21 protein-coding genes are annotated in these 22,477 nt (G+C 67.0%); 8 read left to right on the top strand and 13 right to left on the bottom strand.

The window, feature by feature from the left end; genetic code table 11:
* Positions 1 to 39 precede the first annotated feature (39 nt).
* From ABZ860_RS28055 to ABZ860_RS28070, 4 genes are all read right to left on the bottom strand, one after another.
* The gene (locus ABZ860_RS28055) at positions 40 to 1,203 is read right to left on the bottom strand and encodes an FtsK/SpoIIIE domain-containing protein (protein WP_357225537.1); all 1,164 of its coding nucleotides are present in this window, start codon (positions 1,201 to 1,203) and stop codon (positions 40 to 42) included.
* A 9-nt stretch (positions 1,204 to 1,212) separates the two neighbouring features.
* Positions 1,213 to 1,440: a hypothetical protein gene (locus tag ABZ860_RS28060; protein WP_357225539.1), complete on the bottom strand. Its 228-nt coding sequence runs from the start codon at positions 1,438 to 1,440 to the stop codon at positions 1,213 to 1,215.
* Between the two features lie 99 nt (positions 1,441 to 1,539).
* Positions 1,540 to 1,893 carry a hypothetical protein gene (locus tag ABZ860_RS28065; RefSeq protein WP_357225540.1) on the bottom strand — a complete coding sequence of 118 codons (354 nt, stop codon included), beginning with the start codon at positions 1,891 to 1,893 and terminating at the stop codon, positions 1,540 to 1,542.
* A 90-nt stretch (positions 1,894 to 1,983) separates the two neighbouring features.
* Complete coding sequence (locus tag ABZ860_RS28070; RefSeq protein WP_357225542.1) at positions 1,984 to 2,775, bottom strand: GntR family transcriptional regulator; 792 nt, start codon at positions 2,773 to 2,775, stop codon at positions 1,984 to 1,986.
* A 61-nt stretch (positions 2,776 to 2,836) separates the two neighbouring features.
* On the opposite strand from ABZ860_RS28070, the gene ABZ860_RS28075 reads away from it, so the two are divergent.
* Positions 2,837 to 3,265, top strand: coding sequence for an NUDIX domain-containing protein (locus ABZ860_RS28075; protein ID WP_357225543.1), 429 nt, complete (start codon positions 2,837 to 2,839; stop codon positions 3,263 to 3,265).
* 945 nt (positions 3,266 to 4,210) lie between these two features.
* On the opposite strand, the gene ABZ860_RS28080 is transcribed toward ABZ860_RS28075, so the two are convergent.
* From ABZ860_RS28080 to ABZ860_RS28095, 4 genes are all read right to left on the bottom strand, one after another.
* Positions 4,211 to 5,149: a hypothetical protein gene (locus tag ABZ860_RS28080; RefSeq protein ID WP_357225545.1), complete on the bottom strand. Its 939-nt coding sequence runs from the start codon at positions 5,147 to 5,149 to the stop codon at positions 4,211 to 4,213.
* A gap of 329 nt (positions 5,150 to 5,478) precedes the next feature.
* Complete coding sequence (locus tag ABZ860_RS28085; RefSeq protein WP_357225546.1) at positions 5,479 to 6,024, bottom strand: GIY-YIG nuclease family protein; 546 nt, start codon at positions 6,022 to 6,024, stop codon at positions 5,479 to 5,481.
* Positions 6,025 to 7,104: 1,080 nt separating this feature from the next.
* Positions 7,105 to 7,554, bottom strand: a complete 450-nt coding sequence (locus ABZ860_RS28090; RefSeq protein ID WP_357225549.1) for a DUF488 domain-containing protein — start codon at positions 7,552 to 7,554, stop codon at positions 7,105 to 7,107.
* Positions 7,555 to 7,612: 58 nt separating this feature from the next.
* Entirely contained in the window at positions 7,613 to 8,545 is a 933-nt protein-coding gene (locus ABZ860_RS28095) for a hypothetical protein (protein WP_357225552.1), read from the bottom strand.
* 1,037 nt (positions 8,546 to 9,582) lie between these two features.
* Between ABZ860_RS28095 and ABZ860_RS28100 the strand changes: the two genes are divergently transcribed.
* From ABZ860_RS28100 to ABZ860_RS28115, 4 genes are all read left to right on the top strand, one after another.
* The gene (locus ABZ860_RS28100; RefSeq protein ID WP_357225554.1) at positions 9,583 to 9,840 is read left to right on the top strand and encodes a hypothetical protein; all 258 of its coding nucleotides are present in this window, start codon (positions 9,583 to 9,585) and stop codon (positions 9,838 to 9,840) included.
* A gap of 533 nt (positions 9,841 to 10,373) precedes the next feature.
* On the top strand, positions 10,374 to 11,816 hold the full coding sequence (locus ABZ860_RS28105; RefSeq protein WP_357225556.1) for a HAMP domain-containing sensor histidine kinase: 1,443 nt from the start codon (positions 10,374 to 10,376) through the stop codon (positions 11,814 to 11,816).
* 69 nt (positions 11,817 to 11,885) lie between these two features.
* Complete coding sequence (locus ABZ860_RS28110; protein ID WP_142566126.1) at positions 11,886 to 12,506, top strand: TetR family transcriptional regulator; 621 nt, start codon at positions 11,886 to 11,888, stop codon at positions 12,504 to 12,506.
* The gene (locus ABZ860_RS28115; protein WP_357225560.1) at positions 12,503 to 12,877 is read left to right on the top strand and encodes a VOC family protein; all 375 of its coding nucleotides are present in this window, start codon (positions 12,503 to 12,505) and stop codon (positions 12,875 to 12,877) included. The genes ABZ860_RS28110 and ABZ860_RS28115 overlap by 4 nt, the downstream gene beginning before the upstream one ends.
* Here the strand turns inward: ABZ860_RS28115 and ABZ860_RS28120 are convergent.
* On the bottom strand, positions 12,853 to 13,785 hold the full coding sequence (locus ABZ860_RS28120) for an amidohydrolase family protein (protein ID WP_357225563.1): 933 nt from the start codon (positions 13,783 to 13,785) through the stop codon (positions 12,853 to 12,855). The two genes, ABZ860_RS28115 and ABZ860_RS28120, sit on opposite strands and share 25 nt — an antisense overlap.
* Positions 13,786 to 13,796: 11 nt before the next feature.
* Positions 13,797 to 14,753, bottom strand: a complete 957-nt coding sequence (locus tag ABZ860_RS28125) for a WYL domain-containing protein (RefSeq protein ID WP_357225566.1) — start codon at positions 14,751 to 14,753, stop codon at positions 13,797 to 13,799.
* Between the two features lie 79 nt (positions 14,754 to 14,832).
* Between ABZ860_RS28125 and ABZ860_RS28130 the strand changes: the two genes are divergently transcribed.
* The gene (locus ABZ860_RS28130) at positions 14,833 to 15,246 is read left to right on the top strand and encodes a VOC family protein (RefSeq protein WP_357225567.1); all 414 of its coding nucleotides are present in this window, start codon (positions 14,833 to 14,835) and stop codon (positions 15,244 to 15,246) included.
* A gap of 5 nt (positions 15,247 to 15,251) precedes the next feature.
* On the opposite strand, the gene ABZ860_RS28135 is transcribed toward ABZ860_RS28130, so the two are convergent.
* Positions 15,252 to 16,616, bottom strand: coding sequence for a hypothetical protein (locus ABZ860_RS28135; RefSeq protein WP_357225568.1), 1,365 nt, complete (start codon positions 16,614 to 16,616; stop codon positions 15,252 to 15,254).
* Between the two features lie 116 nt (positions 16,617 to 16,732).
* Complete coding sequence (locus tag ABZ860_RS28140) at positions 16,733 to 18,238, bottom strand: phospholipid carrier-dependent glycosyltransferase (protein ID WP_357225619.1); 1,506 nt, start codon at positions 18,236 to 18,238, stop codon at positions 16,733 to 16,735.
* Between the two features lie 208 nt (positions 18,239 to 18,446).
* Between ABZ860_RS28140 and rsmI the strand changes: the two genes are divergently transcribed.
* The gene (gene rsmI / locus ABZ860_RS28145; RefSeq protein ID WP_357225571.1) at positions 18,447 to 19,268 is read left to right on the top strand and encodes a 16S rRNA (cytidine(1402)-2'-O)-methyltransferase; all 822 of its coding nucleotides are present in this window, start codon (positions 18,447 to 18,449) and stop codon (positions 19,266 to 19,268) included.
* A gap of 33 nt (positions 19,269 to 19,301) precedes the next feature.
* Here rsmI and ABZ860_RS28150 read toward each other — a convergent pair whose 3' ends face one another.
* On the bottom strand, positions 19,302 to 20,840 hold the full coding sequence (locus tag ABZ860_RS28150) for a hypothetical protein (protein ID WP_357225572.1): 1,539 nt from the start codon (positions 20,838 to 20,840) through the stop codon (positions 19,302 to 19,304).
* Positions 20,841 to 21,235: 395 nt separating this feature from the next.
* Here ABZ860_RS28150 and ABZ860_RS28155 point away from each other — a divergent pair, with 395 nt between their 5' ends.
* Positions 21,236 to 22,477, top strand: coding sequence for a glycosyltransferase family 2 protein (locus ABZ860_RS28155; RefSeq protein WP_357225574.1), 1,242 nt, complete (start codon positions 21,236 to 21,238; stop codon positions 22,475 to 22,477).

Consider the following 22,477-nt stretch of genomic DNA (forward strand, 5'->3'; position numbering starts at 1 on the left):
CTCACGCCAAGCCCCAGAAGCGGTCGAAAGCGAAGCGGGTTAGACGGGGAGGTCTTCCAGGTCCGGTTCGGTGAACTCCTCCACCTCACGCGGATCGAGGTCACCGGTCGCGGCGGCGCCGCGGGTCAACTGCGCCCAGGTGGGGGTCAGGTGCGCGTTCGCGGCGGCGGCGGCTTCGGCCTGTTCCTCGGTCACATGAACCGACCGCATGCGGTGCCAGCGGCCCTCCGAGCCGATCACAACCGCAGTGCCAGGCTTGTCCGGGGAGATCTGCCGGGCGGCGACCAGCGCGCCGGGGTCCATGTCGCCGAGCGCCATCTTGGCGGTTTCCTCGTCGTTGACCATGTGGCAGATCCGCCCGGTGAGCTGGGCACGCAGCGCGGTCACGCCCGAGCCGAGGTCGGAGCCGACTCGCTGCCCGCACACCACGAGGTAGATCCCGAAGGCGCGGCCGAGCTGGGCCACCCGCAGCAACCTGGTGGCGACCGCGGACACCTCGTCTTGTTCCTTCTTCTTGTCGGCCATGAGGAACAGTTCGGCGACCTCGTCCACCAGCACCACGATCGGGACCGGCCGCTCCGCCTCCGGCAGGCGCGGGTGCCAGATGTTCTTGACCCGGTGCCGGCGGCACAAGGCCATGCGGTCTTTGATGATGCCGACCAGGTCGGCCAGCAGGTCCGCGCACTCGGCCCGCTCGGTCGCCAGGGCGGACATCCGCGCCTCATACGGGGTGAACTCCACCCCGCCCTTGAGGTCGAAACCGACCAAGGCGACCGGCTGCGGCGCCAGCCCGACGACGAGGTCATTGGCGAGGTTGGACTTGCCGGACTGGGTCGCGCCGACGTTCAGCCAGTGCGGCACGGTGCGGAAGTCGACCACGAACGGTGCCCCGGTGTCGAGCAGCCCGACGCGGACCCGCAGCAGCCCATCCGACAGGACCGGGATCGTCACACTGTCGAGGGGATCGACCAGCGTCGCGACCAGGGTGACTTTGCCGGGCTTCCAGCCGGCCAGCCGAACCGAGTGGACCTTCCAGGCGTGGGCGAGCTTGTCCAGCACCCGCGTGTAGTCCTCCGGCGTCTGTCCGTCATGCAGGCGGACCGTGACGCGGAAACCGAGCGCGGTCGGGCGGATCAGCCCGAGCCGCGGAGCTCGCTCGACCTCCACCCGGCGCAGCTTGCGGCGCTGGCCCGTGAACATCATGACCACCGCTCAGCCCCCCAGGTAGGGAAAGCCGGGGAAGGTCCAGCGCAGACGCCGGCGACGCCGCGCCAGCCCGCACCCCGAGGCCACCGCCCTCCAGGTGCCGTAGACCATCAGCGCCTTGACCGGGAAGCCCAGCACCAGCCAGAACGAGACCCGGTGCAGTCGACGCCACACCAGCAGCGCCACCACCACGACCGCGGCGACGATCGTCGCGCGGATCAGGAAGTCGGCCATACTGGAGTCCTCCTTTCCATCAGTTGATGAGCGGATCGGAGACCCCGGGACGGTCGAAGCCGCCAAGCACAGCCGTCCCGGGACCTACCTTCTGACCGTTCAGCCCGCCGGCGCGGGCACGGGGGCGGGGGCGGGCTCGTTCGCCGGGCGGATCGCCTCGCAGCGAAACCCCAGCCCCGAACGGCCGTTCATCTGCCAGTAGAAGGCCGACAGCCCCACCGGCCGCACCTGCACCCCCTCCGGGATGCGCGGGAAGTCGAGCGAGGGGAACGTCACGTTGATGACCGGGTTACGCCGGTCATCGTTCGGCTTCGGCAGCAGCGGAATCACGTACAGGTCCCGCCCCTCCGCGTCCTTCTTCACCTCACCCGTCGCCCGATCCACGATCTTCGGCTCCGGCTCACCCGCGACCGTGAACGACAGGCCCGAGATGTCTACCGGGATGTTGCGCATCGGCTTCTCCCTTGGCTCGTATCCTCTAGTCGTATGCTCCTCTAGAGGAGTTACTACATGTATAGAGGAGTGGAGAAATTGCGTCAAGAGCTAGTGAGCAGGAAGTTCGTACGAGAGCTGATAGGCGTCCCCGGACATGATGGTGTCGCAGACCTCCACGGCACGGCCTTCCAGGTCGTATGCCGTCCGGACAAGCCGAAACACAGGGATGCCTGGCCCCAGCAACAGGAGCCGTGCCTCTTCTCGCGTGGGCATGCGCGTGGAGACATCTTCAACGAAGCGCTCCAACTGCCGGCCCTGCTCCTCGATCCGCGCGTAGATCCCGCCAGGCCCGGGGTTGTCATCCATGATCCGCGTACCACGAGCCAACTCGATCGGGATGTAGGACGTAGCGACCTCGACAGGAGTGCCGTCCATCGAGTAGCGCCGACTACGCGAGACGACAACTTCCCCCGGGCGAACCCTGAGACGCTCGGCGATGTCATCGGGGGCGGGAACTTCTCGCACCTCGATTCTGTCCACACTCGCCTTGGCGCCTACGGTCTCCGACTCGGCCAGGAAGGCGGCCTTGCCTTCCTTCCTGTGGCGTCGAGCGAACCGGTCAGATGCCAACCGCTTGACATTGGGGCGAGAGCGTACGAACACCCCGCGGCCGTGCTCGGAGACCGCAAGTCCTTCCGTCTTCAGCTCTTGGATCGCCTGGCGAATGGTCATGCGAGCTACGTGGTAGTGCTCCATCAGTTGCGCCTCAGACGGCAGCTTCTCGCCGGTGCGCAAGCGCCCATCCTGGATAGCGTCACGGAGATGATCAGCGATCTGACGGAACACAGCGCGGTCACTTGTGGGGTCAACCTGCTGGACAAGAACATCGTGACCCACCACGCCAAGCTCCTCAACTCGTCCACACGTCTACTACTGTCAGCCTAACCGTTGGAGGTAACAGATGACTGAGGCAGACCGTCGCCACTCAGTAAGCGTGGCCGGCGTCATCGTGGACGATCGAGGCCGGGTGCTGCTCACTCAGCGAGCCGATAACGGTCAGTGGCAGGCGCCTGGCGGGGTTCTGGAGATCAGCGAGGGCATCACCGAGGGTCTAGCACGAGAGGTACGCGAAGAAACTGGGCTGACGGTGGAGCCAGTCGCGTTGACCGGCGTCTACAAGAACATGGCGCGGGGCATTGTCGCCCTAGTCTTCCGCTGCAAAGCGACGGGAGGCAGCCTCAAGATTAATGACGAGGTGCAACGCTTCCATTGGGCCACGCCCGAAGAGGTGCCCGAGATGGTCACCGAAGCCTTTGCGGTTCGCGTGCTCGATGCCCTTCACGAAGGTGCCCCCGCCATCAGACAGCACGACGGCGTCCACCTGGTGTGATCTGTTACAGATTTCCCTACGTCTTCAAGCCGCCTTCGGCGGGACAGCCCCCGCCAGACCGAGGAGCGAGCGGGGAAGGGGAGGGGAGTCTCAAGAGGGTTCGCGATGGACGATCCAGAGATAGGCGGTGTCCAGAGGAGGACACCGCCGGGAAGTGAGATCGCCACTACGGGAAGCCGTGGAGGTGGGCGACGCTTGCCGGTCCCTGACAGCACCTGATGAAGGGGCGAGGAGGGGAAAGAGGCACAACGCAGCCTGAGAAGCCAGTCACGGCCCGCACTTCAAGAACTGCACGCGAACCACATAGCGATCCACTGGGCCGCGCGCCTCGCCTTCTCCGGCGGGCGTGCGGCCTCTTCGGGCCGACCCGCCGTCGAGGCGGCCGCGCACCGCGCCGGCAAGCGGCGCAGCGGTGTGATGGCGGCATAGACGCTAGTGCCGATGGAGAGCCCGCCCTAAAACTGGTGAGGGTTGGGGAAATGCACGAAGGCCACGAGCAGGCAGCCCAACAAGCCGAGGAAGCCCGGAGACCAAGGGCGACGCTGGCGACAAATGGTGGGGAAGACGAAGAAGTAGCAGGCGAAGAAGACATGGAACGACCTTGGGGCTCCGCCCCAAACCCCGAGGGCGCTCAGACTCCGGGATGATCGACTTCGCTGACCAGGAGAACCGTAGAGGGCTGAGGTAGGCGCCCTGATCGTCCCGCCCGCCATCGACCCGGGCAAAGCCCAGCAGACCAACTCCTCCAGATCAAGCCCGGCTGTGCACGCAGGACAACCAGCGTGCGAGGAAGCTCACCGGGATCATGTACACGCGAAGCCGAGCTTGACCCTCCGTCGCCGGCCCGCTGCCCCTCCGGGGCGGGGTCGAAGGCAGACGGGAAGATCAGAACCTAGCGGCTGTTCTTCAAAGGACACACGCAAAGCTGGCCCAGCCGCCTTATCGCTATGCCGCATCGTCCACCTCCGCTTCTCGTCTCTCTTCGAGGATTTCCCCCAGTAGCGTCGATGGTATAAGGCGCTTCCGAGAAGCAATTTCTGTAATAAACATGAATGCAACTGCAAGGACCAGGATGCCGAGCGAGGCGTTCTCAAGTAGTCCATAATTACGAATGCCTGTATCGCGCACTTCTATCGCAAAGGCCGCTTGGCCTTCTAGGGAATTTAAATTATACTGTTTCGGGTCCACGAGATGTCCCGCGCCAAGTCTGCGAATATAGTCCACGATGATATATCCCGCAGACCCGATAGGCGCAATCATCGCAAATGCGCGAACTGCGAATCGTCTGTTGCGTGCTTTCTTTATAAATCGGCGCATTGGTGACCTTATGCCTGCCAACTCCAGCGCTTTAGGAGTCAGGTCGATATCTTGCACTTTCGCAACGGTCGCGCCGCGGATCGTACCAGCAACCTTGGGTGCCTGGGTGCCTTGATGAACGATCTCGATAATTACCCCGTCTCCCGGATCGAGAAAGTCGAACCCTATACTGACCGCCTCTTTTTCTCGGGAGTAGTCAAGGCCCAGCTCGGCACCGATCTGCTTCCTGCTGCGACTCACGATGCGCGCCTGCAGAATCTCATCCCCTTCAGTTAATTCAATACGAAAGGGGTCTGATTCAACGATATCTGATCCTCGGACTGTGTCCCCGCGCCGGTTCCACACGGCGAATCTCGTTCTGCTGACCCGCCTGATATCCCGATCGTCGAAGGTTAATTTTAGACCCCTGTCGAGAAGGTCGCCAAACGGCCTAATAAGTACCGTGAAGTCTACTGCGTATGCTACATCGGGCTTCTGTCGTCCACGCCTTGCCAGAATGAATGTAAGGGGGATTCCAATCAGGGATACGACAAGGCCGAGGATGGCAAGAATGTCACTGAAGCTCATAAACTCAGCCTCTTGCTGCGCGTGGGCGGTTGGAAACGACCACTATAGTCCATCAACGTCCACGGTGTGGGGGATTACGAGCAAGCTCGCTAGTCTCGGCATCCACCCGTGAACAACCGGTATCTCTGTAATCTTCTAGATCTGCCGATTTCGGAACATCTGAGAACGATGCCATGCAAAGTAGGGTTCCCGCTCGGTGCTCCAAGGAACCATCCAGGGGTCACACGCTATGCGCAGGGCCGAACGCCCAGCGCGGGCCCTCATCTTGTTCTCACCCGTCATTGACGTGGGAAAACACCTTGAGGGGCCACATGGTCCCGCGCGCCCTCTCAAACGAGGATAGGAAGAGATCGGGCACGTGACCGTGCGGTAGCTCGTAGATCGCTTAGGTATTCATGGAAGCGGTGGCGCCGGTTCTGGTCGAGGTTCAGCGGAAGGTCCAGTTGGGCGATCAGTGCAGACTCTGCGATCCAGGGCTCGGGATGCTCCAACCAGCACACATGTGCGTACTCCGCCATCCAAGCTGTCAGCTCGCGCTCTCCGGATTGCCCGAAGGTCAGACGCTTCCCACTGCCAACGCGGCGGAGCTCAAGCCCAAGTAGGCAACCCAAGGTAAGCCGCAAGGTGGAACCCTCGGCATTCCCGCGGTAGTGGTAGCGGATCCGGGTGCGCAGGTTTTGCCTGCTTGATCGGTTCGCCATTCGACGCGGAGCGATGCCGACGTAGAGAAGACGACCGGCCGGCAACTGCGCGTCAGGTGACCGGACGAAGTGCCACCCGTAGACACCAGCGGCGGCAGGAATCGGGCTAGGCCGGCTCAGCACCTCGTGTGCACGCCACAACTTGTCGGGCTCTAGGAGCACAACAGCATCCATCGCATCTCCTACCTGGTCGCTGGTGGAGAGACTAGAACACACTGACGGGCCCACGCACGGCCATGTTGAGGCAGGGGATGGTCTCTTTAGACGAGATCCACCGGAGTCGCAGAGCAGACCGCGGCTGCGCCCCTTCACATCTCGACTGGTGACATCGATCGATCTATGGGTTATGCATAGTCAGAGTCCCATGCAACGGTCCATACTGCGCCGAGCTGCATCGGCACGTGAGGGAGCCATGCCCGTGACACAGCAATCTCTCTTCGCACCAGATCCGGACGCTGTGAGTCACAAGCCGGCGGGAAATCACCCAGTAAGTATGAAACTATTGATCGTTGTCAAAGCTGCGCCGAATCCGTCACAGACTTATGGCGAAACGGTCTGCGTCGCGGCGCTGCGACTGGATCCGGAGAAAAATCAGTGGGTACGGCTATATCCCATCAACTTTCGAGCCCTTGAAGATCCAAACGCATTTCGCAAGTACGACATAGTAACCCTCGAGGCAAGACCTGCCAGTGCCGATCCCCGACATGAAAGTTGGCGCCCGATTATGCCAACGTTGCGAACAGTCGGCCATCTCGACGGCTGGCAAAAACGACTGCCATGGATTTCTGACCATATCGAAGAGTCGATGTGCGACCTGCTTAACGCAGTCCGGGCTACCCCGCCAGCACGGTCGCTAGCAGCCATCCGACCTCGTCGGATCGACGGGTTAGATATTGAGTTGCACCCTGGATGGACCAAGGAGGAACAAGCCAAAATAGACGCTTACGTTCGGCAAGACGCTCTCTTTGAGAGCGGACCGCGCACAGCTCTCGAAGCTCCCCGTTTCCGAGCTTGGTATCGCTACCGATGCCACGCTCAATCTTGTAGAGGGCATCGCCAAGGATTGCTGGACTGGGAATTCGTTGCTCATCAGCGACATCTCAGAGGAGACGACGATGCTACCGCGCAGCGGAAGCTACGGGAGCGCTGGCTAGAGGAGATCTGCGCCCCGAACCGCGATACCATCTTCTTTGTTGGAAATCAAGCAAAGAGGCAGCACGTGTTCAGCATTCTAGGGGTCTTCTATCCTCGCCGTTAGCGTGGAGCTGAGAGGAGATCTAGTCGGGAGTTCACCTGTTCGAGCACCACTTGCCGATGGCATCTGCGTTCGCTGGCCTCAAAACACAGGACACCCGTTAGGCCCTTTTGCGCCATTATCACGATGTCGTCGATAGCTTCACCTGCCTCCGGTGAGCTGATCTCCTCCGCATATGAAGCCATCGCCTCAGCAAGCTCTATTCCTTCGGCACCGAACCCAGCTCGGTTCCACTTCGGATTACCAAGCTGCGGGAAGTGAACATAACTAATCCCATGCCCGGCCAACGCTTCCGCCAAGCGCCTCTTACTGAAACCTGGTTTACGCGAGATCGGGTTCAGTCGAACGTCTACCAAAGTCTCCAAGCCCATCTCGACTACACCTCGAACGAACCCGTCGAGATCAAGTCCTTCGTATCCGAGACCGACAACGCCGCCGCGTTCACCCATGCTCATAGTGCATACCCTTTCATGCAGATGCTTTGGCCCGCTTGCAAACCTCCATACCTCATCCCGCAGGCGCTCGACGGAAGCCTCGAGCCACATCCTCATAGACACAAGAGATACCGAGCTCTTGCAACAGGTCGAAAAGGTCGGCACTAGGGCGATGGGGCAGCAACAGAGTGATCTTAGGCGTGGGTTTGATGTGGCGTCGGTAGTCGAGAAGTTGACCGATGCCCCGTCGGATCGCATCTCGAGTCGCCGTTCCCTTAGCCTCATACAGCTCGTTCTCTTGCTCATCGTAGAGGTCTGTAAGCAGAGGTCGGGTTTCGCCGGCCGGCAGGATGCTCCAGCGCTGCAACGGTCTTCCTAGGAACTTGATGTACCTGGCGCAAAGCTCAGCCTCCCGCCGCTCTGCGGTTGTGGGTGCCGATCCGCGGCTTGCGAAGGTAGGAGAGTTGTGACTCTCCGTGGAGATCAGCTTCGCTTGCGTCTCCTCGCTGGCATCTCCTACGGCGCTACGGTCCACCTCCCGCTGGAAGGCCTCCCCCAACGGGCGAAGCCTGAAGACGAAGACTGTCCGCAATTCCCCGGCCTCGTCGGGCGCCTCTTCAAGGAAGTAGGGGCTCTCGCGGTCGAGCTCAAAGCGTCCGATGTAGCGATGGCTCTTCTTCGCGGTCCCTGGGACAACACCGTCAGCTACGAATACCCGCAGGTCATGCCCCTTAGCCTGGTGCTCGAGGATGGCACGATTGCCCGCACTCCAGACCTGATCACCTAAGCGGCCCTCACCCGTGTAGAGGAAGACTGTGCCGTCTTCGTTCCAACCGTCGAAGTTGTAGCCGAAGGCTTCGCCGCGTGCAGGGTCCGAGTAGATGAAGGTGTTGGCGGTACTGCTGGACGGCTCTATCCCGCCATACTTCGCCCCGCCATACCGTGCCATACGCTCGTCGCGGGTGAGCGAGGCACCAAGAGGGGTGTCCCATCTGCTGCTGATCACGGAGCCACCGTACGCCTCAGCAGGGACAGCAGCGAGCGAGTTAGACCTCTACCTAGCCCGAGTAACAGGTCAACTCGCTACGCGAGGCCCCGGTCCCAAGCAGCTTGTCCACTATATCTACGCGCACGCGCGCGCGTAGCACAACAGCGCAACGTCCCGCAAGTTCGCTGACATGGACGCGACTACATGGTGGTTGCCACATCTCACCTCCCGATCTGTCCCACCTATCTACCTAACGTGCGCGCGCACGCGCGAATACCACATACGTGAACCTCGAAGCAAGGGGTTGATTCCGAACCGTTAGAAAGAGATCACCTAAGAGTTGTTCGCAAACCCGCAGGTAGTTCCGGGAAAACTTGCCAGTAGTTCATGGCTTATTCTCACCCAAAAGGGGCGATATATACTCAAGCCAGTGGCCGTTCTTCATGTCCCATCGAGGCCAGGTCGGGTTTCGGACTCACCTTCCGAATTGGCTATGAATGAATGAAGTAACTCGCATCGCATTTGTCTGCTCTGTGGCGGGTGTAAATGTTCGGACTTGCAATCATTAAGTGTCTGCCCGAGTCTCATTATGGATGCAGCTTTATGCATGCAAATGTCTCGTCCATGCGCCAGAATATCCGTTGCTTCCGAGATAATTAATGCCATTCCCGTACAACTAGGACCTTGGTGGGGGCGTAGCGCTTGATCTTGTAAGAGGGGCGGCCAGGCGCGACGGGGGTGCCACCGGGTTGATGGGGTGCACTGTGTCCAGATCGGCACGAGTGGTGCTACCCTCGCGCGCGCAGGCGTTCTAGCACCCTCTGTGCGGCCCCGTAAAGCTCGCTGACGGGCGAACTTGGCGCCGGAGGAAAAAGGATCTACCCCGAGCCTTCCGTGTCGCACGGGCGCTCTGAGGCGCGCTAGGCTACGGCTTAGCGGTTGATCAACGGGGTCCGCCGCAGCGGCCATCGGCCTGTCGCCGGAAACGGCGACGGCCTCCCGCGGGCACGGGAGGCCGCCCTTCACCACAAAGTACAACCCGAAAGGGGTCATACTTGCTGACCATCGTAGCGAGTTTGGGCGCGGCTAGCGAAGTCGCCGTGCCTGGTATCGGCTCGTACGCCGCACTGATCCCGCAGGTCATCGACCTCGTGATCAACATCTGGACCGACGCGAAGCTCTGGTTCTTCATGATCAGTGCCGCCGTGTTCGTCTTCGTTGTTCTCCCGGCTATTTGGTCGGGGCAGCCGGAGCGCCGGCAGGCAGCGGCCGAGATGTTCGACCGGATCCTTCGGTTCCGCCGGCGGCAGTGACGAGGGCGAAGGCGGTCTCGCACCAGCGGGGCCGCCTCACCCCCGGTCAGAGTCAGGTGAAGATGCGTGACCAACTGAGTGACGACCGCCACGAACGGCCGCGAACTCTCGCGGACAGCGATGAACAGTCTCGACAGCTCAGGTGGTGTTTTCATCCAGCTCACGTCACCGGGGAATTGGCTTCGCATCGAAGGGGTCTGGGGTTCAAATCCCCATAGCTCCACCACGACGAAGGCCCGTCAGGTGATCCACCTGGCGGGCCTTTTCGCTGCTCAGTGCCTTTTCGCTGCTCGCGGCCGTACCGCTGCGTCCCGGACCGTTCACCGGTACGGCCGGCGCCTCGTTTCCGCCGCTGGGAGCCGGCAAGGGGATCAGCGGCTGTCTTCTGTGGAGTCCCGCGGGGGGAGACAAGGAAGAACCCTTGGCGTTCCAGGGGAGATGCGGGCAGGGCCTTGACGCCCTGCCGAGATTACGGGGTCGCCTCTTTCCCGGCCCTTTCCGTCCCATGTGGTCCACTGGCCCGAGGGGACAGGATGAACCTGCAGGGCCGCTTCTCCATCACCAGTCGCATCACCCTGTTCACCGGGGTGGTGGCCACCCTGCTGTGCGCGCTGCTGGCCCTGCTTCTCATGACGGCCATCCACCGCTACGCCAGCGAAACCGTCACGAAGGAGGTCGCGGCGGCGGGCGGCCGTGTGGCCGTCCAGATGGAGCGGGGACAGCTGGCCTATCCCCTCGCCGAGCGCGAGTTCCGCAACCTTCAGGTGGTCGACACCTCCGGCCGCGTGGTCGCTTCGACCCCCGATGTGCGGGGCATGCCGAGGATGGCGGGTTTCACTCCGAAGGACAGCAGGAACAGTGCGACCTGCGTCGTGTGCGGCGGCGTCTTCCGGGCCGCCGGCTGCAACATCGTCGTGGGGCAGTGGGCGCACCGCGCCGGCGAGAGGTGGATGGTCTACAGCGCTTCCCCGGCAGTGCCCCCGTGGGTCGACCCCCGCCTGGCCGGGCTGGTGGGGGTAAGCGCGGCGGCGCTGGCCGCGGCCATCACCTACCTCGGCTACCGGAACGTGCGGGCGTCGCTCAGGCCGGTGAACGCCATCCGGGCGGAACTCGACGAGATCAACGGAGACTGTCCCGGTCGCCGCGTGCCGGTGCCGGCCACCGACGACGAGATCCAGGGGATGGCCGAAAGCGTGAACCACACGCTCGGCCGGTTGGACACCGCGCTGCGGCAGGTGCAGGGCGCGCTGAGGCAACAGCGTGAGTTCGTCTCCAACGCCTCCCACGACCTGCGCACCCCGATAGCCGCCATGCGGGCGGAGGTGGAGGACGGGCTTCTCGCACCGGAGGAGACCAGCGTGCCCGAGCTGGGTTCGGTCCTTCTGCCCAGCCTCGACCGGCTGCAGGCGATCGTGCACGACCTGCTCACCCTCGAACGACTCGACCACGGCATGCGCGGTGAGCAGCACCGGCTCGATCTGGCCGAGATCGTGACCGTGGAGCTGCGGAACCGCCGTCACCCGGCCAAGCGGATCGAATGCGTCCTCCAGCCCGGGGCGCTCGTGATCGGCGACCGGGTGGGCCTCGCCCGCCTGCTGACCAACCTCCTCGACAACGCCGAACGGCACGCCCGGACGACGATCACCGTGTCCGTACGGCACGAGCCCGGCGGCGACTGCGGAGATCGGTGCTATCCGCAGGGTGCGGCGGTGCTGGAAGTCGTCGACGACGGGCCGGGCATCGAACGGGACAAGCGCGAGATGGTGTTCGAGCGGTTCACCCGGTTGGACTCGGCGCGCAGCAGGGACGCCGGGGGTGCGGGGCTGGGGCTGCCGATCGCGCGGCAGATCGCGCAGACCCACGGAGGCAGCCTGACGATCGAGGACAGCCCGGTCGGCGCCCGCTTCGTCCTGTGCCTTCCGTCCGCTCCTGCCGAGGCGACGACCGCACCGGCCGACGACACCCTGTCTTCCTGAACCCGCCTGACCGGAGGTGTCGCGGAAACGCATTGACGGAGTGAGTGCTCACTCCATATTGTTGTCCGCATGACAGACTCCACTTCCCGCCGGCGGGCGCCGGCGATGAGCCCCGAGCAGCGCAGGGCGATGATCGTCGCCGCGGCGCTTCCGCTGGTCGCCGAGCACGGCGCGGCCGTCACCACAGGTCAGATCGCCCGGGCCGCCGGCATCGGTGAGGGCACCGTCTTCCGGGCCTTCGGCGACAAGGACGAACTGCTCGACGCGTGCATGGCCGAGGCGATGAACCACGATCACGTGCTGCGCGAGCTGGCCTCGATCTCCCTCGACGAACCGCTCGCCGAACGGCTGACGCAGGCGGCCGAGGCGCTGCGCGCCCACCTGGGACGCATGGGGACCGTGATCGGAGCCCTGCACGCCACCGGTCACCGCCGCGGGCGAAGCTCCGGTGACCGGCGTGCCCCCGGCGACGGGCATGCCCCGGGGGGCAGGGAGGCCTCGATGAAGGCGACCCATGAGGCGATCGTCGAGCTGATCGAACCCGACAGGGCGGTGCTGCGCCTGGAGCCCGAGAAGATCGCCTCGGTCCTGCTGGGGATGCTCTTCACCCGCTCCCAGGACCCGTCATCGGAGGAGCTCGTCGACGTCCTCCTGCACGGCACCCTCAAGAATCCGGAGAGCGCGGAATGACCGTCACGCTGAACCACACCATCGTCCCCGCCGTCGACAACCGCGAGGGGGCCCGGTTCTTCGCCTCGATCATGGGCCTGGCGGAGTTGCCGCCCGCCGGCCGGAACGGCCACTTCGCGCCCGTACGGGTGAACGAGACGCTGACCCTCGACTTCATGACCGTGGAGCACCCCGTCGGCGTGCATCTGGCGTTCGACGTGGATCCGGCCACGTTCGACGGGATCCTGGCCCGCCTGCGGGAGGCCGGGGTGCCCTACGGCAGCGATCCGACCCATCCCGACAACGGCCGCATCGATCATCCGCTGTGCCCGCGCGGGCTGTTCTTCGTCGACGCGGCGCGCAACCTCTACGAGGTCATGTCTCCCGCGTGACGGTCCGCCTCCCGCAGACCGAAGATCCTGGCGGCGTTGTCGTGGCAGACGGCGCGCAGCCACCCGTCCCCGAGGCCCAGACCGGCCAGGGCCGACAGCGCCTCCGCGTACGGATAAGGAATGTTGGGGAAGTCGGTGCCGAGCAGCACGCGGTCCTGAAGGTCCAGCAGCAGCGGGAGGGCCTCCCGAGGGAAGGGCGCGGTCTCCTCGGTGAAGCCGGTGAAGGCCATCGTCGTGTCCAGGCAGACCGCCGGATGGCGCAGGGCCAGGGCGAGGAACTCGGCGTACTCGGGAGTGCCCATGTGGGCGATCACGAGCGGCAGCCGGGGGTGCCGGGCGAGCAGGGCCGCGATCGGTTCCGGCCCGGTGTGCGGGCCGGGGGCCGGGCCCGACCCGCAGTGCGTCACCACCGGGAGTCCGTGGTCCTCCAGCAGCCCCCAGACCTCGTCGAGCAGCGGGTCGTTCGGGTCGTACGCGCCGACCTGGAGGTGCGCCTTGAACACCCGGGCGCCCGCCGCGATCGCGCGGGCGACGTACCGCGCGGCGCCGGGTTCGGGGAAGAACGTCGCCGTGTGCAGACAGCCGGGCACCCGGGCCGCGAAGCCGGCGGCCCAGTCGTTCAGCCACTCCGCCATCCCGGGCTTGTGGGGATAGAGCATGGAGGTGAACGCCCGGACACCGAAGGCCCTGAGCCGTTCCACGCGGTCGTCCTCGGGCAGCCGGTAGGTGATCGGCCAGGTCCGGCCCACCAGCGGCCCGGCGGAGTCGAAGTAGGCCCACACCTTGGTCAGGACGCGTTCCGGCATGAAGTGGGTGTGGACGTCGATCAGACCGGGCAGGCCCAGCCTCCGCCAGAACGCGTTCACGCGTCGGATGTCGTCGTCCGCGGCAAGTGTCTCGTCCGGCATGGCCCCACACGCTACCCGTCCCCCGCGGCGCGGTAGCGCTCGGCGAGCGCACGCAGGTGGGCGCGCAGTTCGGGCGGGTCGAGCACGGTGAAGGGCACGTCGAGCGCGGTGAGGAAGGCCGTCAGGTTGTGGAGCGAGTCGCCGCCGGTCTCCAGCACGCAGGCGTCGGCGCCGTCGGCGCGCAGCAGTCCGGCCGCGGCGGTGAGCCGCTCGCCCATGACCTCGACGGGCGCGTGCAGCCGCACGACGGCCCGGTGTCTCCAGGCGGCCGACCCCGCCCCGCGTACGACGTGGGCGGCGGCGTCGCCCTCGGGCGGCTCCCGCGGGGTGAAGCGGGGGCCGTTCGGAGTGCGGAGCCGTACGCGGTCGGCGCGGAAGGTCCGCCAGTCGCGCCGGTCGACGTCCCAGGCCAGCAGATACCAGCGCCGCCCGGTGAACACGAGCCGGTGCGGCTCGGCCGTACGGCGCCCCTCGCCGCCCCGGTGATCGAGGTAGTCGAAGCGCAGGGTCTCGTGGTCGCGGACGGCCGCGGCGATCGATGTGAGCGTCTCGGGGTCCACGGTGGGGCCGTGGCCCGGCACCGCGACCGTGGCGGCGCGTACGGCCTCGATCCGGTGGCGCAGCCGGGACGGCAGCATGCGCTGGAGCTTGGTGAGCGCGCGCAGCGAGGTCTCCTCGATGCCGGTCACGGTGCTGCCCGCGGCGGCCTGCAGGCTGACGACCACCGCGACGACCTCCTCGTCGTCCAGCAGCAGCGGAGGCAGCGCGGACCCCGCGCCCAGCCGGTATCCGCCGGCCGTGCCGGTGACCGACCGGATCTCGTAGCCCATGATGCGCAGCCGCTCGACGTCGTTGCGCACGGTCCTGGTGGTCACCCCGAGCCGTTCCGCCAGTTCGGCACCGGACCAGCCGGGACGGGCCTGGAGCAGCGCCAGCAACCGCAGCAGCCGTACGGAGGTTTCCAGCATGACCACAGTCTCCCGCGCATTGCGGAACCGCAGGTTCCTCAAGGCCTCCTAGCGTTCCTCTCAGACGAAGGGAGCACGAATGTTGCGCGGAATGACGACCGTGAGTTTCTGGGCGGACGACGTCGAGCAGGCGAAGAGGTGGTACGCGGAGCTGCTCGGCGTGGAGGCGTACTTCGAGCGCCGGGGGCCGGACGGGCGGCTCGCCTACGCCGAGTTCCGTCTGGGCGATTACCAGCACGAACTGGGACTGATCGACCGCCGCTACGCCCCATACGACGCGGGCGGGCCGGGCGGGGCCGTCGTCTACTGGCATGTCGACGACGTGACGGCGAGCCTGACCAGGCTGCTGTCGATGGGCGCCGTCCAGCACGAGGCGCCGACGGAGCGCGGCCCCGGGTTCGTCACCGCCTCGGTCGCCGACCCGTTCGGCAACATCCTGGGGATCATGTACAACGCCCACTACCTGGACGTCCTCCAGGCTCCGCGGGCCTGAGAGACCTATCCGAGGCCGGCGTACTGGCGGGGGCGCAGGGCCTGGGCGCGCAGCGCGGCGAGCGCGGCGCGCCGCCCGGCGTCCGTGAGCCGCCAGGGCATGGCGTCCGCCGCGCGCCTCGCGGGCTCGCGGCTCGCGTTCCCGGGCGCCGGGCCCGCCGCCTCCGGCGTATGGGCCGAGGCCTCCAGCCCGAGGGCGTCGAGGCGGTGCCGGAGCCGGGCGAGCGGGCCGGCGAGGTCGGCGCCGCCGACCCGTCCGCCGTCCGTCCCGCGCCAGCCCTCGCCGTTGACCACCTCGGCGACCCGGTCGCGCAGGTCGCCGTCCCGCACCACGCCGCCGTCCACCAGGATCATCAGCGCCGACTCGCGGATGGAGACCTCGAAGTCGTGCTCCCCGGGGGCCGGCGCGAGCAGCGTGGGCGTGGCCGCCTCCCACATCGCGGCACGGTCGTCCAGCAGGTTCCTGCCCGTGGTGGTGAGCACCAGCCTCCGGCCGCTGCGCCGCAGCGCCCCGAGGTCGTGGACGGCGATCTGCCGCAGCTCGGTCAGAGCGGGCACGTCGGCCTCGCCGCGCACGACCCCGGACCTGCTCCGATTGCCCCAGCCGAACCGGTCGGCGGCCTCGGCGGCCACGGCGCGCCCGACGTTGAGCCGCTCGGTCAGGCGGACCCCGGTGCGGGCCAGGCCGAGCAGCCAGCGCAGCGGTTCCAGGTGCAACTCGTCCGGAGCCGCGATGGGGGCGTGCAGCCGCACCTCGAAGGGCTGGGCGAGCTCGCGGCGGGCGGTGCCGCGTCCGAGCACCCAGCGGTTCAGCCGCTCGCCGTGGACCCGGTGCAGCCAGCAGTCGCCGCCCAGCTCCGCCCGGGGCGAGGTGAGCCAGCGGCGGGTCAGCTCCTCACGGTCCACCGGATCGCCGGTGACGATGGCCAGCTCCAGGGCGGCCGCGCACGCGACGTGCGCCCCGAGCTCCTCCGGCCCCATGATCGAGCTCCACGACAGCTCGGCGATGTCCGGCGGCAGCACCCCGGTGGCCTCGAGCTCACGGTGGTAGGCCGCGGCCCCGGCCTCCTCGCCCTCCCTGGCGTACGTCAGCAGGATCCGGGCGGTGGCCGGGGAGTCGCACAGGGCGGCGTAGCGCTCCATGCCCGCGAGCCTGAGCAGCCGGCCGAGGGCCCCGGCGATGGTCGCCTGGTCGCCCGGCACCTTGATCGGCAGCGTGTACCAGAGGAATTCGCACACGTCGAACTGGCTGATGGTCTCCAGCGCCTCGCCGCCGGCGAGCCACTCGACCGCGACGCGGGCGGGCTCGGCGACGTCCGGCTCGGAGCGCTCCAGTTGGGCGAGGAGCGCGGCGACGTCAGGTGCGGGCATGACCCGAAGTCTGCCGTATCGGCCCCATCGTTGACGACGACCCGGCATCACTCGCGACCACCCCCCCTCTGGGTGCACCCTAGGGCGCACGGTACGCGCCCCACGATACGGGGGTGTCAGATCCACGAGTCGAACAGCATCCTCGCGTGCCAGGAGTCGTACGGGATGGACTCGGCGGCGATCACGGGATAGAGCCAGCCGAAGTTGACCAGAGCCAGGAGCACGAACGCCCCGACCACGGCCGTGCCGACCACGCGCCGGTTGGGCCGGGCCGGATCCTCCCTGCCGATGATCAGTCCGCAGGCCAGCACGAGTGCCAGGATCATGAACGGCACCATCGGCATCGCGTAGAACATGAACATCGTCCGGTTGTCCGAGATGGCGAAGTAGAACCAGGGCAGCCATCCGGCGGCGTAGCCGAGGAGCACCGCGCCCGCCCTCCAGTCGCGGGTCGCGACATACCAGGCGATCATGGCGATCAGCGCGAGCACACCGGCGTACCAGATGATCGGCGTCCCGGTGCCGAGGACCGCCCAGGAGCAGGAGGCGGCGCCGCAGTTCTTCGGCGACTCGTAGAAGAACGCCACCGGGCGCAGCAGCAGCGGCCACTGCCACGGCTCGGACTGGTACGGGTGGCTCGTCTCCAGGCCGGTGTGGAAGGTGAGCACCTGCTTCTGGTAGTCGAACCACGAGCGGAGCGAGTCGATGACGAAGTAGACCGGGCCGCTCGAGGTGGCCTGGTCCCAGTTGCGGCCGTACCCCTTGTCGGTGACGAACCATCCCGTGAACGACACGACGTAGGTGACGATCGGCACGACCGCCATCCACGCCGCGGCGAGCGGCAGGTCGCGGCGGACGACCACGCCGTACGGCCGGGGCGTTCCGACGGCCCGCCGGGCGCCCGCGTCCCACAGCAGCGTCATGATCGCGAAGGCGGCGATGTAGAAGCCGCCGGTCCACTTGGTGGCCAAGGCCAGCCCGAGGCACAGCCCGGCGGCCAGGCGCCAGGGCCGCAGGCCCAGCCGCGGCCCCTCCGCGGGCGACCCCGCCTCGTGCCACTCGGCGAGCCGGTTGCGGGACCAGTCCCGGTCGGCCACGAGGCAGGCGAAGCCGGCGAGCACCCAGAACATCAGGAAGATGTCCAGCAGCGCCGTACGGGACAGCACGAAGTGGAGGGCGTCGAGGGACAGCAGCAGGCCCGCCGCGCAGCCGAGCAGCGTCGAGCGGGTCATCCTGCGGGCCGTGCGGGCGAGGATCAGGATGGACAGCGTGCCGAGCAGCGCGGCGACGAAGCGCCAGCCGAACGGGTTCGCTCCGAAGATCATCTCGCCGAGGCCGATCAGCCACTTGCCGACCGGCGGGTGCACCACGTAGGAGGCGCACTCGCTCACCGAGCCGCACTGCTTGAAGATGTTCTCGTTGCCGGCGAGCAGGAGCTTGTCCGCGCCGTCGACGAACTGCCGCTCGACGCCGTACTTCACGGTGGCGAAGGCGTCCTTGGCGTAGTACGTCTCGTCGAAGACGACCGAGTGGGGCGTGCCCAGCCGGTAGAAGCGGAGGAACCCGCCGAAGAGAGCGACCAGGATGGGGCCGAGCCAGCCCCACATGGCGCTGCCGGGCATGGGCGGCACGAGCCGGTCGCGCAGGGAAACCGCGGGAGCCTTGTCCTGTGGTCCCTCTTCCGGCTGCTCGAACGCCTTGTGAGAATAGTCGGTCACGGCCACGCCGACAGATTACTGGTGAGTCCCCGTCGAGGACACGGGTCGCGCGTGGATTGGGGCATCCGGCCGTTCGTGAATGAATGTTTCACGCCCGCCATAGGGTGGACGGGTGCTCGTTCTCGCCGCAGCCCCGATCGGCCAGCCCAAAGACGCGTCCCCACGGCTGCGCGAGGTGCTCGCCGCGGCCGACGTGATCGCCGCGGAGGACACCCGCCGGCTGCGGCGGCTCGCGGCCGACCTGGAGATCGCCATCGGGGGCCGCGTGGTGTCCTACTACGACGCCAACGAGAGCGCGCGGGCCGCCGAGCTGCTGGAGGCGCTGCGCGAGGGCCGCACCGTCGTCGTGATCACCGACGCGGGGATGCCGGGCGTCTCCGACCCCGGCTATCGGCTCACCCGTCTCGCGGTCGAGGCGGGCCTGCCCGTGACGGCGCTGCCCGGCCCGTCGGCGGTGACGACCGCCCTCGCCGTCTCCGGCCTGCCGAGCGACCGGTTCTGCTTCGAGGGGTTCCCGCCGCGCAAGCCGGGGGAGCGGGCCAGGCGGCTGGCGGCGCTGGCGGCCGAGGAGCGCACGATGGTGTTCTTCGAGGCGCCGCACCGCCTGCACGCGACGCTGGAGGCGATGGCGGAGGCGTTCGGCGCGCAGCGGCCCGCCGCCGTCTGCAGGGAGCTCACCAAGACCTACGAGGAGGTGCGGCGCGGCGGCCTCGGCGAGCTGGCCGAGTGGGCAGCGGGCGAGGTCAGGGGCGAGATCACGCTGGTGGTGGCGGGGCGGAGCCCCGAGGAGGCCGCGCCGGGCATCGAGGAACTGGTCGAGGAGGTGGCCAGGCGCGAGGGCGCGGGCATGCCGCGCAAGCAGGCCATCATCGAGGTGGCCAAGTCGGCCGGCGTCCCCAAGCGCGACCTCTACAACGCCGTCCACGGCGCCTGAGCCCCGAGGAGGGCCCGGGCGCCGCCCGCCGGGTCAGCGGAGCGAGGGGCGCCGCCGCGAGGACGGGCGCAGGGACGACAGGCGCAGGGACGACAGGCGCAGGGACGACAGGCGCAGTGAGGACGGGCGCAGGGACGACAGCCGCGGCGAGGGGCGGCCCAGTAGACCGGCGGCGGTGATGCCGGCGGCGAGGCAGGCGAGCGGCACCGCGGGCAGCAGGTAGCGGTAGTCGAACTCGGCCGTCGCCGCCGGGGCCAGGATCAGCCCCACCGCTCCCAGCCAGGGCAGCAGCTCGGGTCCGCCGAGATCGCGCCAGCGCCGCACCACGCCGTACAGGCCGAACAGCAGCAGCAGGCCGAGCACGAGGCCCGGCAGCCGCACGACCTTCTGGTAGCCGATCATGATGTCCGACCACGGCGAGACCACGTGCGTCGCGGCCGGGCCGTTCTCGTACGCCTCGGCGTCCTTGTCGGTGGTGCTGTGGTAGGAGGCCCACTTGGGCAGCTTGCGGGTGTACTCGTTGTCGAACTCGTACTGCAGGTAGGTCTTGGCGTCGGGGAACCGCGGGCGGCCCCACTGGAAGGCGCGGAAGAAGTCCTTGGCCACCGCGGCCAGGTAGTCGCCCGGCTGGGACAGGATCGCCTTCTTCGCGAACGCGCTGGCGTTCGCGTTGATCTCCGGGGTGAACTTCATGCCCGAGCCGAAGACGTGGAGCTGGTTCTGGTCGTCCCACCACAGGTACGCCTGCGCCGACAGGCCGCGGTCCTTGGGCGGGACGTTGATGCACAGCAGCGCCAGCTCCAGCTCGCGGCGCTCGTCGATGTTCATCTTGTGGCAGTCGGCGAACAGCGACGTCCTCATATAGAGGATCACCCCGTCGCTGTTGGTCATCGCGAACTGGCCGTTCACCGCCTTGAACCAGCCCATGTAGGCGAGCACGGGGAGCGCGCACGCGGCGACCATGGCGGCGATCGGCTTCCAGCCCGCCCGCTTGATCACCAGATAGGCCACGACCAGGGCGAGGATGGGCAGGCCGATGCTCCGGGTCAGCGCCGTCAGCGCGAGCAGCAGCCCGACCACGGTCCCGCTCCGCCAGGTCATCCGCTCCCGCCACAGCACGAGCGTCACCACGCCCACGACGAGCAGGATGAACATGGTGTCCGACATGATCAGCTGTTCGAGCTGGATCTGGTAGGCGTCGAACATCACGGGGGCGGCGGCCAGCGTCGCCCCCCAGCCTGGCATCCCAAATCTTCTGGTCAGCAGTGCATAGATAAGGAGCGCCGCCGCCAGGCCCATGAGGTGCTGGGTCAACACCACGAGCGAGAAACTGTGGAACGGCTTGAGCAGCAGCAGCCAGAAGCTGTACCCGTCCGGGCGGATCGGGTGCGGACGCGGGCGCAGCGCCACGGACACGTAGTCGTAGGAGTCGTTGAACCACATGGCCGGGCCGAAGCCCAGCATCGTGACGATCCGCAGCACGAACGCGACGCCGAGCGTGGCCACGAAGACCCGGTGCCGGCGCAGCAGGGCGAGCGGACGGCCCCAGCCGCCGGCCGGGGAGGCGTTCACCGACGGAGGATCCGCGATCGCGACCATCAAAGTCGCGCGGAGCCGGCCGCCTGCTTCAGCCGGCGGGTGCGTCCGCGCTTCCCCCCCTCGAAATTCGCCGATGCCTTTGAACGGACGCCCGCGGACATGTGGCGGAGAACGGCGCCACCCGACCGGAGTTCCGGCACGTCAGCTGCGGGCATGCCGCGCACGCCGGCGTCGCCGGCGCGCTGAGAATTCTCCGGGCCGGGCTCGTCCTCTGCGACGCCGCTTGGCCGGCGGCGCGGGGAGCCCGCCGCTCCAGCGGTGGGTGGAGTCACGGTTACAGAATGCCAGCCGTTTCGCGGACTTGACTCGGACGCTACTGGGAAGCGGGCATCATTGGTGTCCTGCCGTCATATGCGAGGAGTTGCGACGTGGAACTTACCGTTGTCATGCCATGCCTCAATGAGGCCGAGACCGTTGAGATCTGTGTTCGCAAGGCTCTCACCTGCATGCGCGAGAACGGAATCGACGGCGAGGTGGTCATCGCCGACAACGGCAGCACCGACGGCTCGCAACAGCTGGCCCGTGACGCGGGCGCCCGGGTTGTCCATATTGACGAGAAGGGCTACGGCAACGCCCTGATCGGCGGCATCCGCGCCGCCCGCGGCAAGTACGTCATCATGGGCGACGCCGACGACTCCTACGACTTCACCAGCCTGATGCCCTTCGTCGAGCAGCTCCGGGACGGCGCCGAGCTGGTCATGGGCAACCGGTTCCGCGGCGGCATCGCCCCGGGCGCCATGCCCCCGCTCCACCGCTACCTGGGCAACCCGGTCCTGTCGTTCATCGGCCGGCTGTTCTTCCCCAGCGAGATCGGCGACTTCCACTGCGGCCTGCGCGGATTCCGCCGCGACTCGATCCTGCGGCTGGGACTCCAGACCGGTGGCATGGAGTTCGCCTCCGAGATGGTCGTCAAGGCGACCCTGCAGGGGCTCGACGTCCGCGAGGTGCCCACCACCCTGTCGCCCGACGGCCGCTCCCGCCCGCCGCACCTGCGCTCCTGGCGGGACGGCTGGCGCCACCTGCGCTTCCTGCTGCTCTACAGCCCGCGCTGGCTGTTCTTCATCCCGGGCCTGGTGCTCATGAGCCTCGGTCTCGTCGCCGGGGCCGCGCTGACGTTCGGCCCGGTCTACATCGGCAAGCTCGCCTTCGACGTCGACACGCTGGTCGGCGCGTCCGCGATGGTGATCAGCGGTTTCCAGGCCGTGCTGTTCGCGTTGTTCACCAAGGTGTACGCGGCCGAGGAGGGCTTCCTCCCCGAAGACCGGCGCATCCGCAGGCTGGTGGACGTCGTCACGCTGGAGAAGGGCCTGCTCGCGGGTGGCGCCCTGGCCGTGGCCGGCCTCGTCGGCCTGGTGGCCTCGCTCGCCCACTGGGGCGGCCGCGGCTTCGGCGAGCTGATCCCGGCCGAGTCGCTGCGCCTCGTCGTGCCCTCGGCGACCGCGTTCGTCATGAGCTTCCAGACCATCTTCGCGTCGCTGTTCATCAGCATCCTCGGCATCCGCCGTACGCGGGAGAACCCGGTCGACATCGCGGCGTCCGCCGCCGAGGAGGCCGCCGAGGCCGTCAGCCGCGAGTCGGAGACCGCCGCCGGTCGCGAGTCCGTGGCCTAG

Source organism: Microbispora sp. NPDC046973 (assembly GCF_040644495.1).
In the GTDB taxonomy this organism is placed as follows: Bacteria; Actinomycetota; Actinomycetes; order Streptosporangiales; family Streptosporangiaceae; genus Microbispora.

Excerpts from the sequence above, each read along its gene's own strand:
- ABZ860_RS28055 (WP_357225537.1), bottom strand. The coding sequence starts at position 1,203 with ATGATGTTCACGGGCCAGCGCCGCAAGCTGCGCCGGGTGGAGGTCGAG.
- ABZ860_RS28060 (WP_357225539.1), bottom strand. The coding sequence starts at position 1,440 with ATGGCCGACTTCCTGATCCGCGCGACGATCGTCGCCGCGGTCGTGGTG.
- ABZ860_RS28065 (WP_357225540.1), bottom strand. The coding sequence starts at position 1,893 with ATGCGCAACATCCCGGTAGACATCTCGGGCCTGTCGTTCACGGTCGCG.
- ABZ860_RS28075 (WP_357225543.1), top strand. The coding sequence starts at position 2,837 with ATGACTGAGGCAGACCGTCGCCACTCAGTAAGCGTGGCCGGCGTCATC.
- ABZ860_RS28080 (WP_357225545.1), bottom strand. The coding sequence starts at position 5,149 with ATGAGCTTCAGTGACATTCTTGCCATCCTCGGCCTTGTCGTATCCCTG.
- ABZ860_RS28085 (WP_357225546.1), bottom strand. The coding sequence starts at position 6,024 with ATGGATGCTGTTGTGCTCCTAGAGCCCGACAAGTTGTGGCGTGCACAC.
- ABZ860_RS28090 (WP_357225549.1), bottom strand. The coding sequence starts at position 7,554 with ATGGGTGAACGCGGCGGCGTTGTCGGTCTCGGATACGAAGGACTTGAT.
- ABZ860_RS28105 (WP_357225556.1), top strand. The coding sequence starts at position 10,374 with ATGAACCTGCAGGGCCGCTTCTCCATCACCAGTCGCATCACCCTGTTC.
- ABZ860_RS28110 (WP_142566126.1), top strand. The coding sequence starts at position 11,886 with ATGACAGACTCCACTTCCCGCCGGCGGGCGCCGGCGATGAGCCCCGAG.
- ABZ860_RS28115 (WP_357225560.1), top strand. The coding sequence starts at position 12,503 with ATGACCGTCACGCTGAACCACACCATCGTCCCCGCCGTCGACAACCGC.
- ABZ860_RS28120 (WP_357225563.1), bottom strand. The coding sequence starts at position 13,785 with ATGCCGGACGAGACACTTGCCGCGGACGACGACATCCGACGCGTGAAC.
- ABZ860_RS28125 (WP_357225566.1), bottom strand. The coding sequence starts at position 14,753 with ATGCTGGAAACCTCCGTACGGCTGCTGCGGTTGCTGGCGCTGCTCCAG.
- ABZ860_RS28130 (WP_357225567.1), top strand. The coding sequence starts at position 14,833 with ATGTTGCGCGGAATGACGACCGTGAGTTTCTGGGCGGACGACGTCGAG.
- ABZ860_RS28135 (WP_357225568.1), bottom strand. The coding sequence starts at position 16,616 with ATGCCCGCACCTGACGTCGCCGCGCTCCTCGCCCAACTGGAGCGCTCC.
- ABZ860_RS28140 (WP_357225619.1), bottom strand. The coding sequence starts at position 18,238 with ATGCCCGGCAGCGCCATGTGGGGCTGGCTCGGCCCCATCCTGGTCGCT.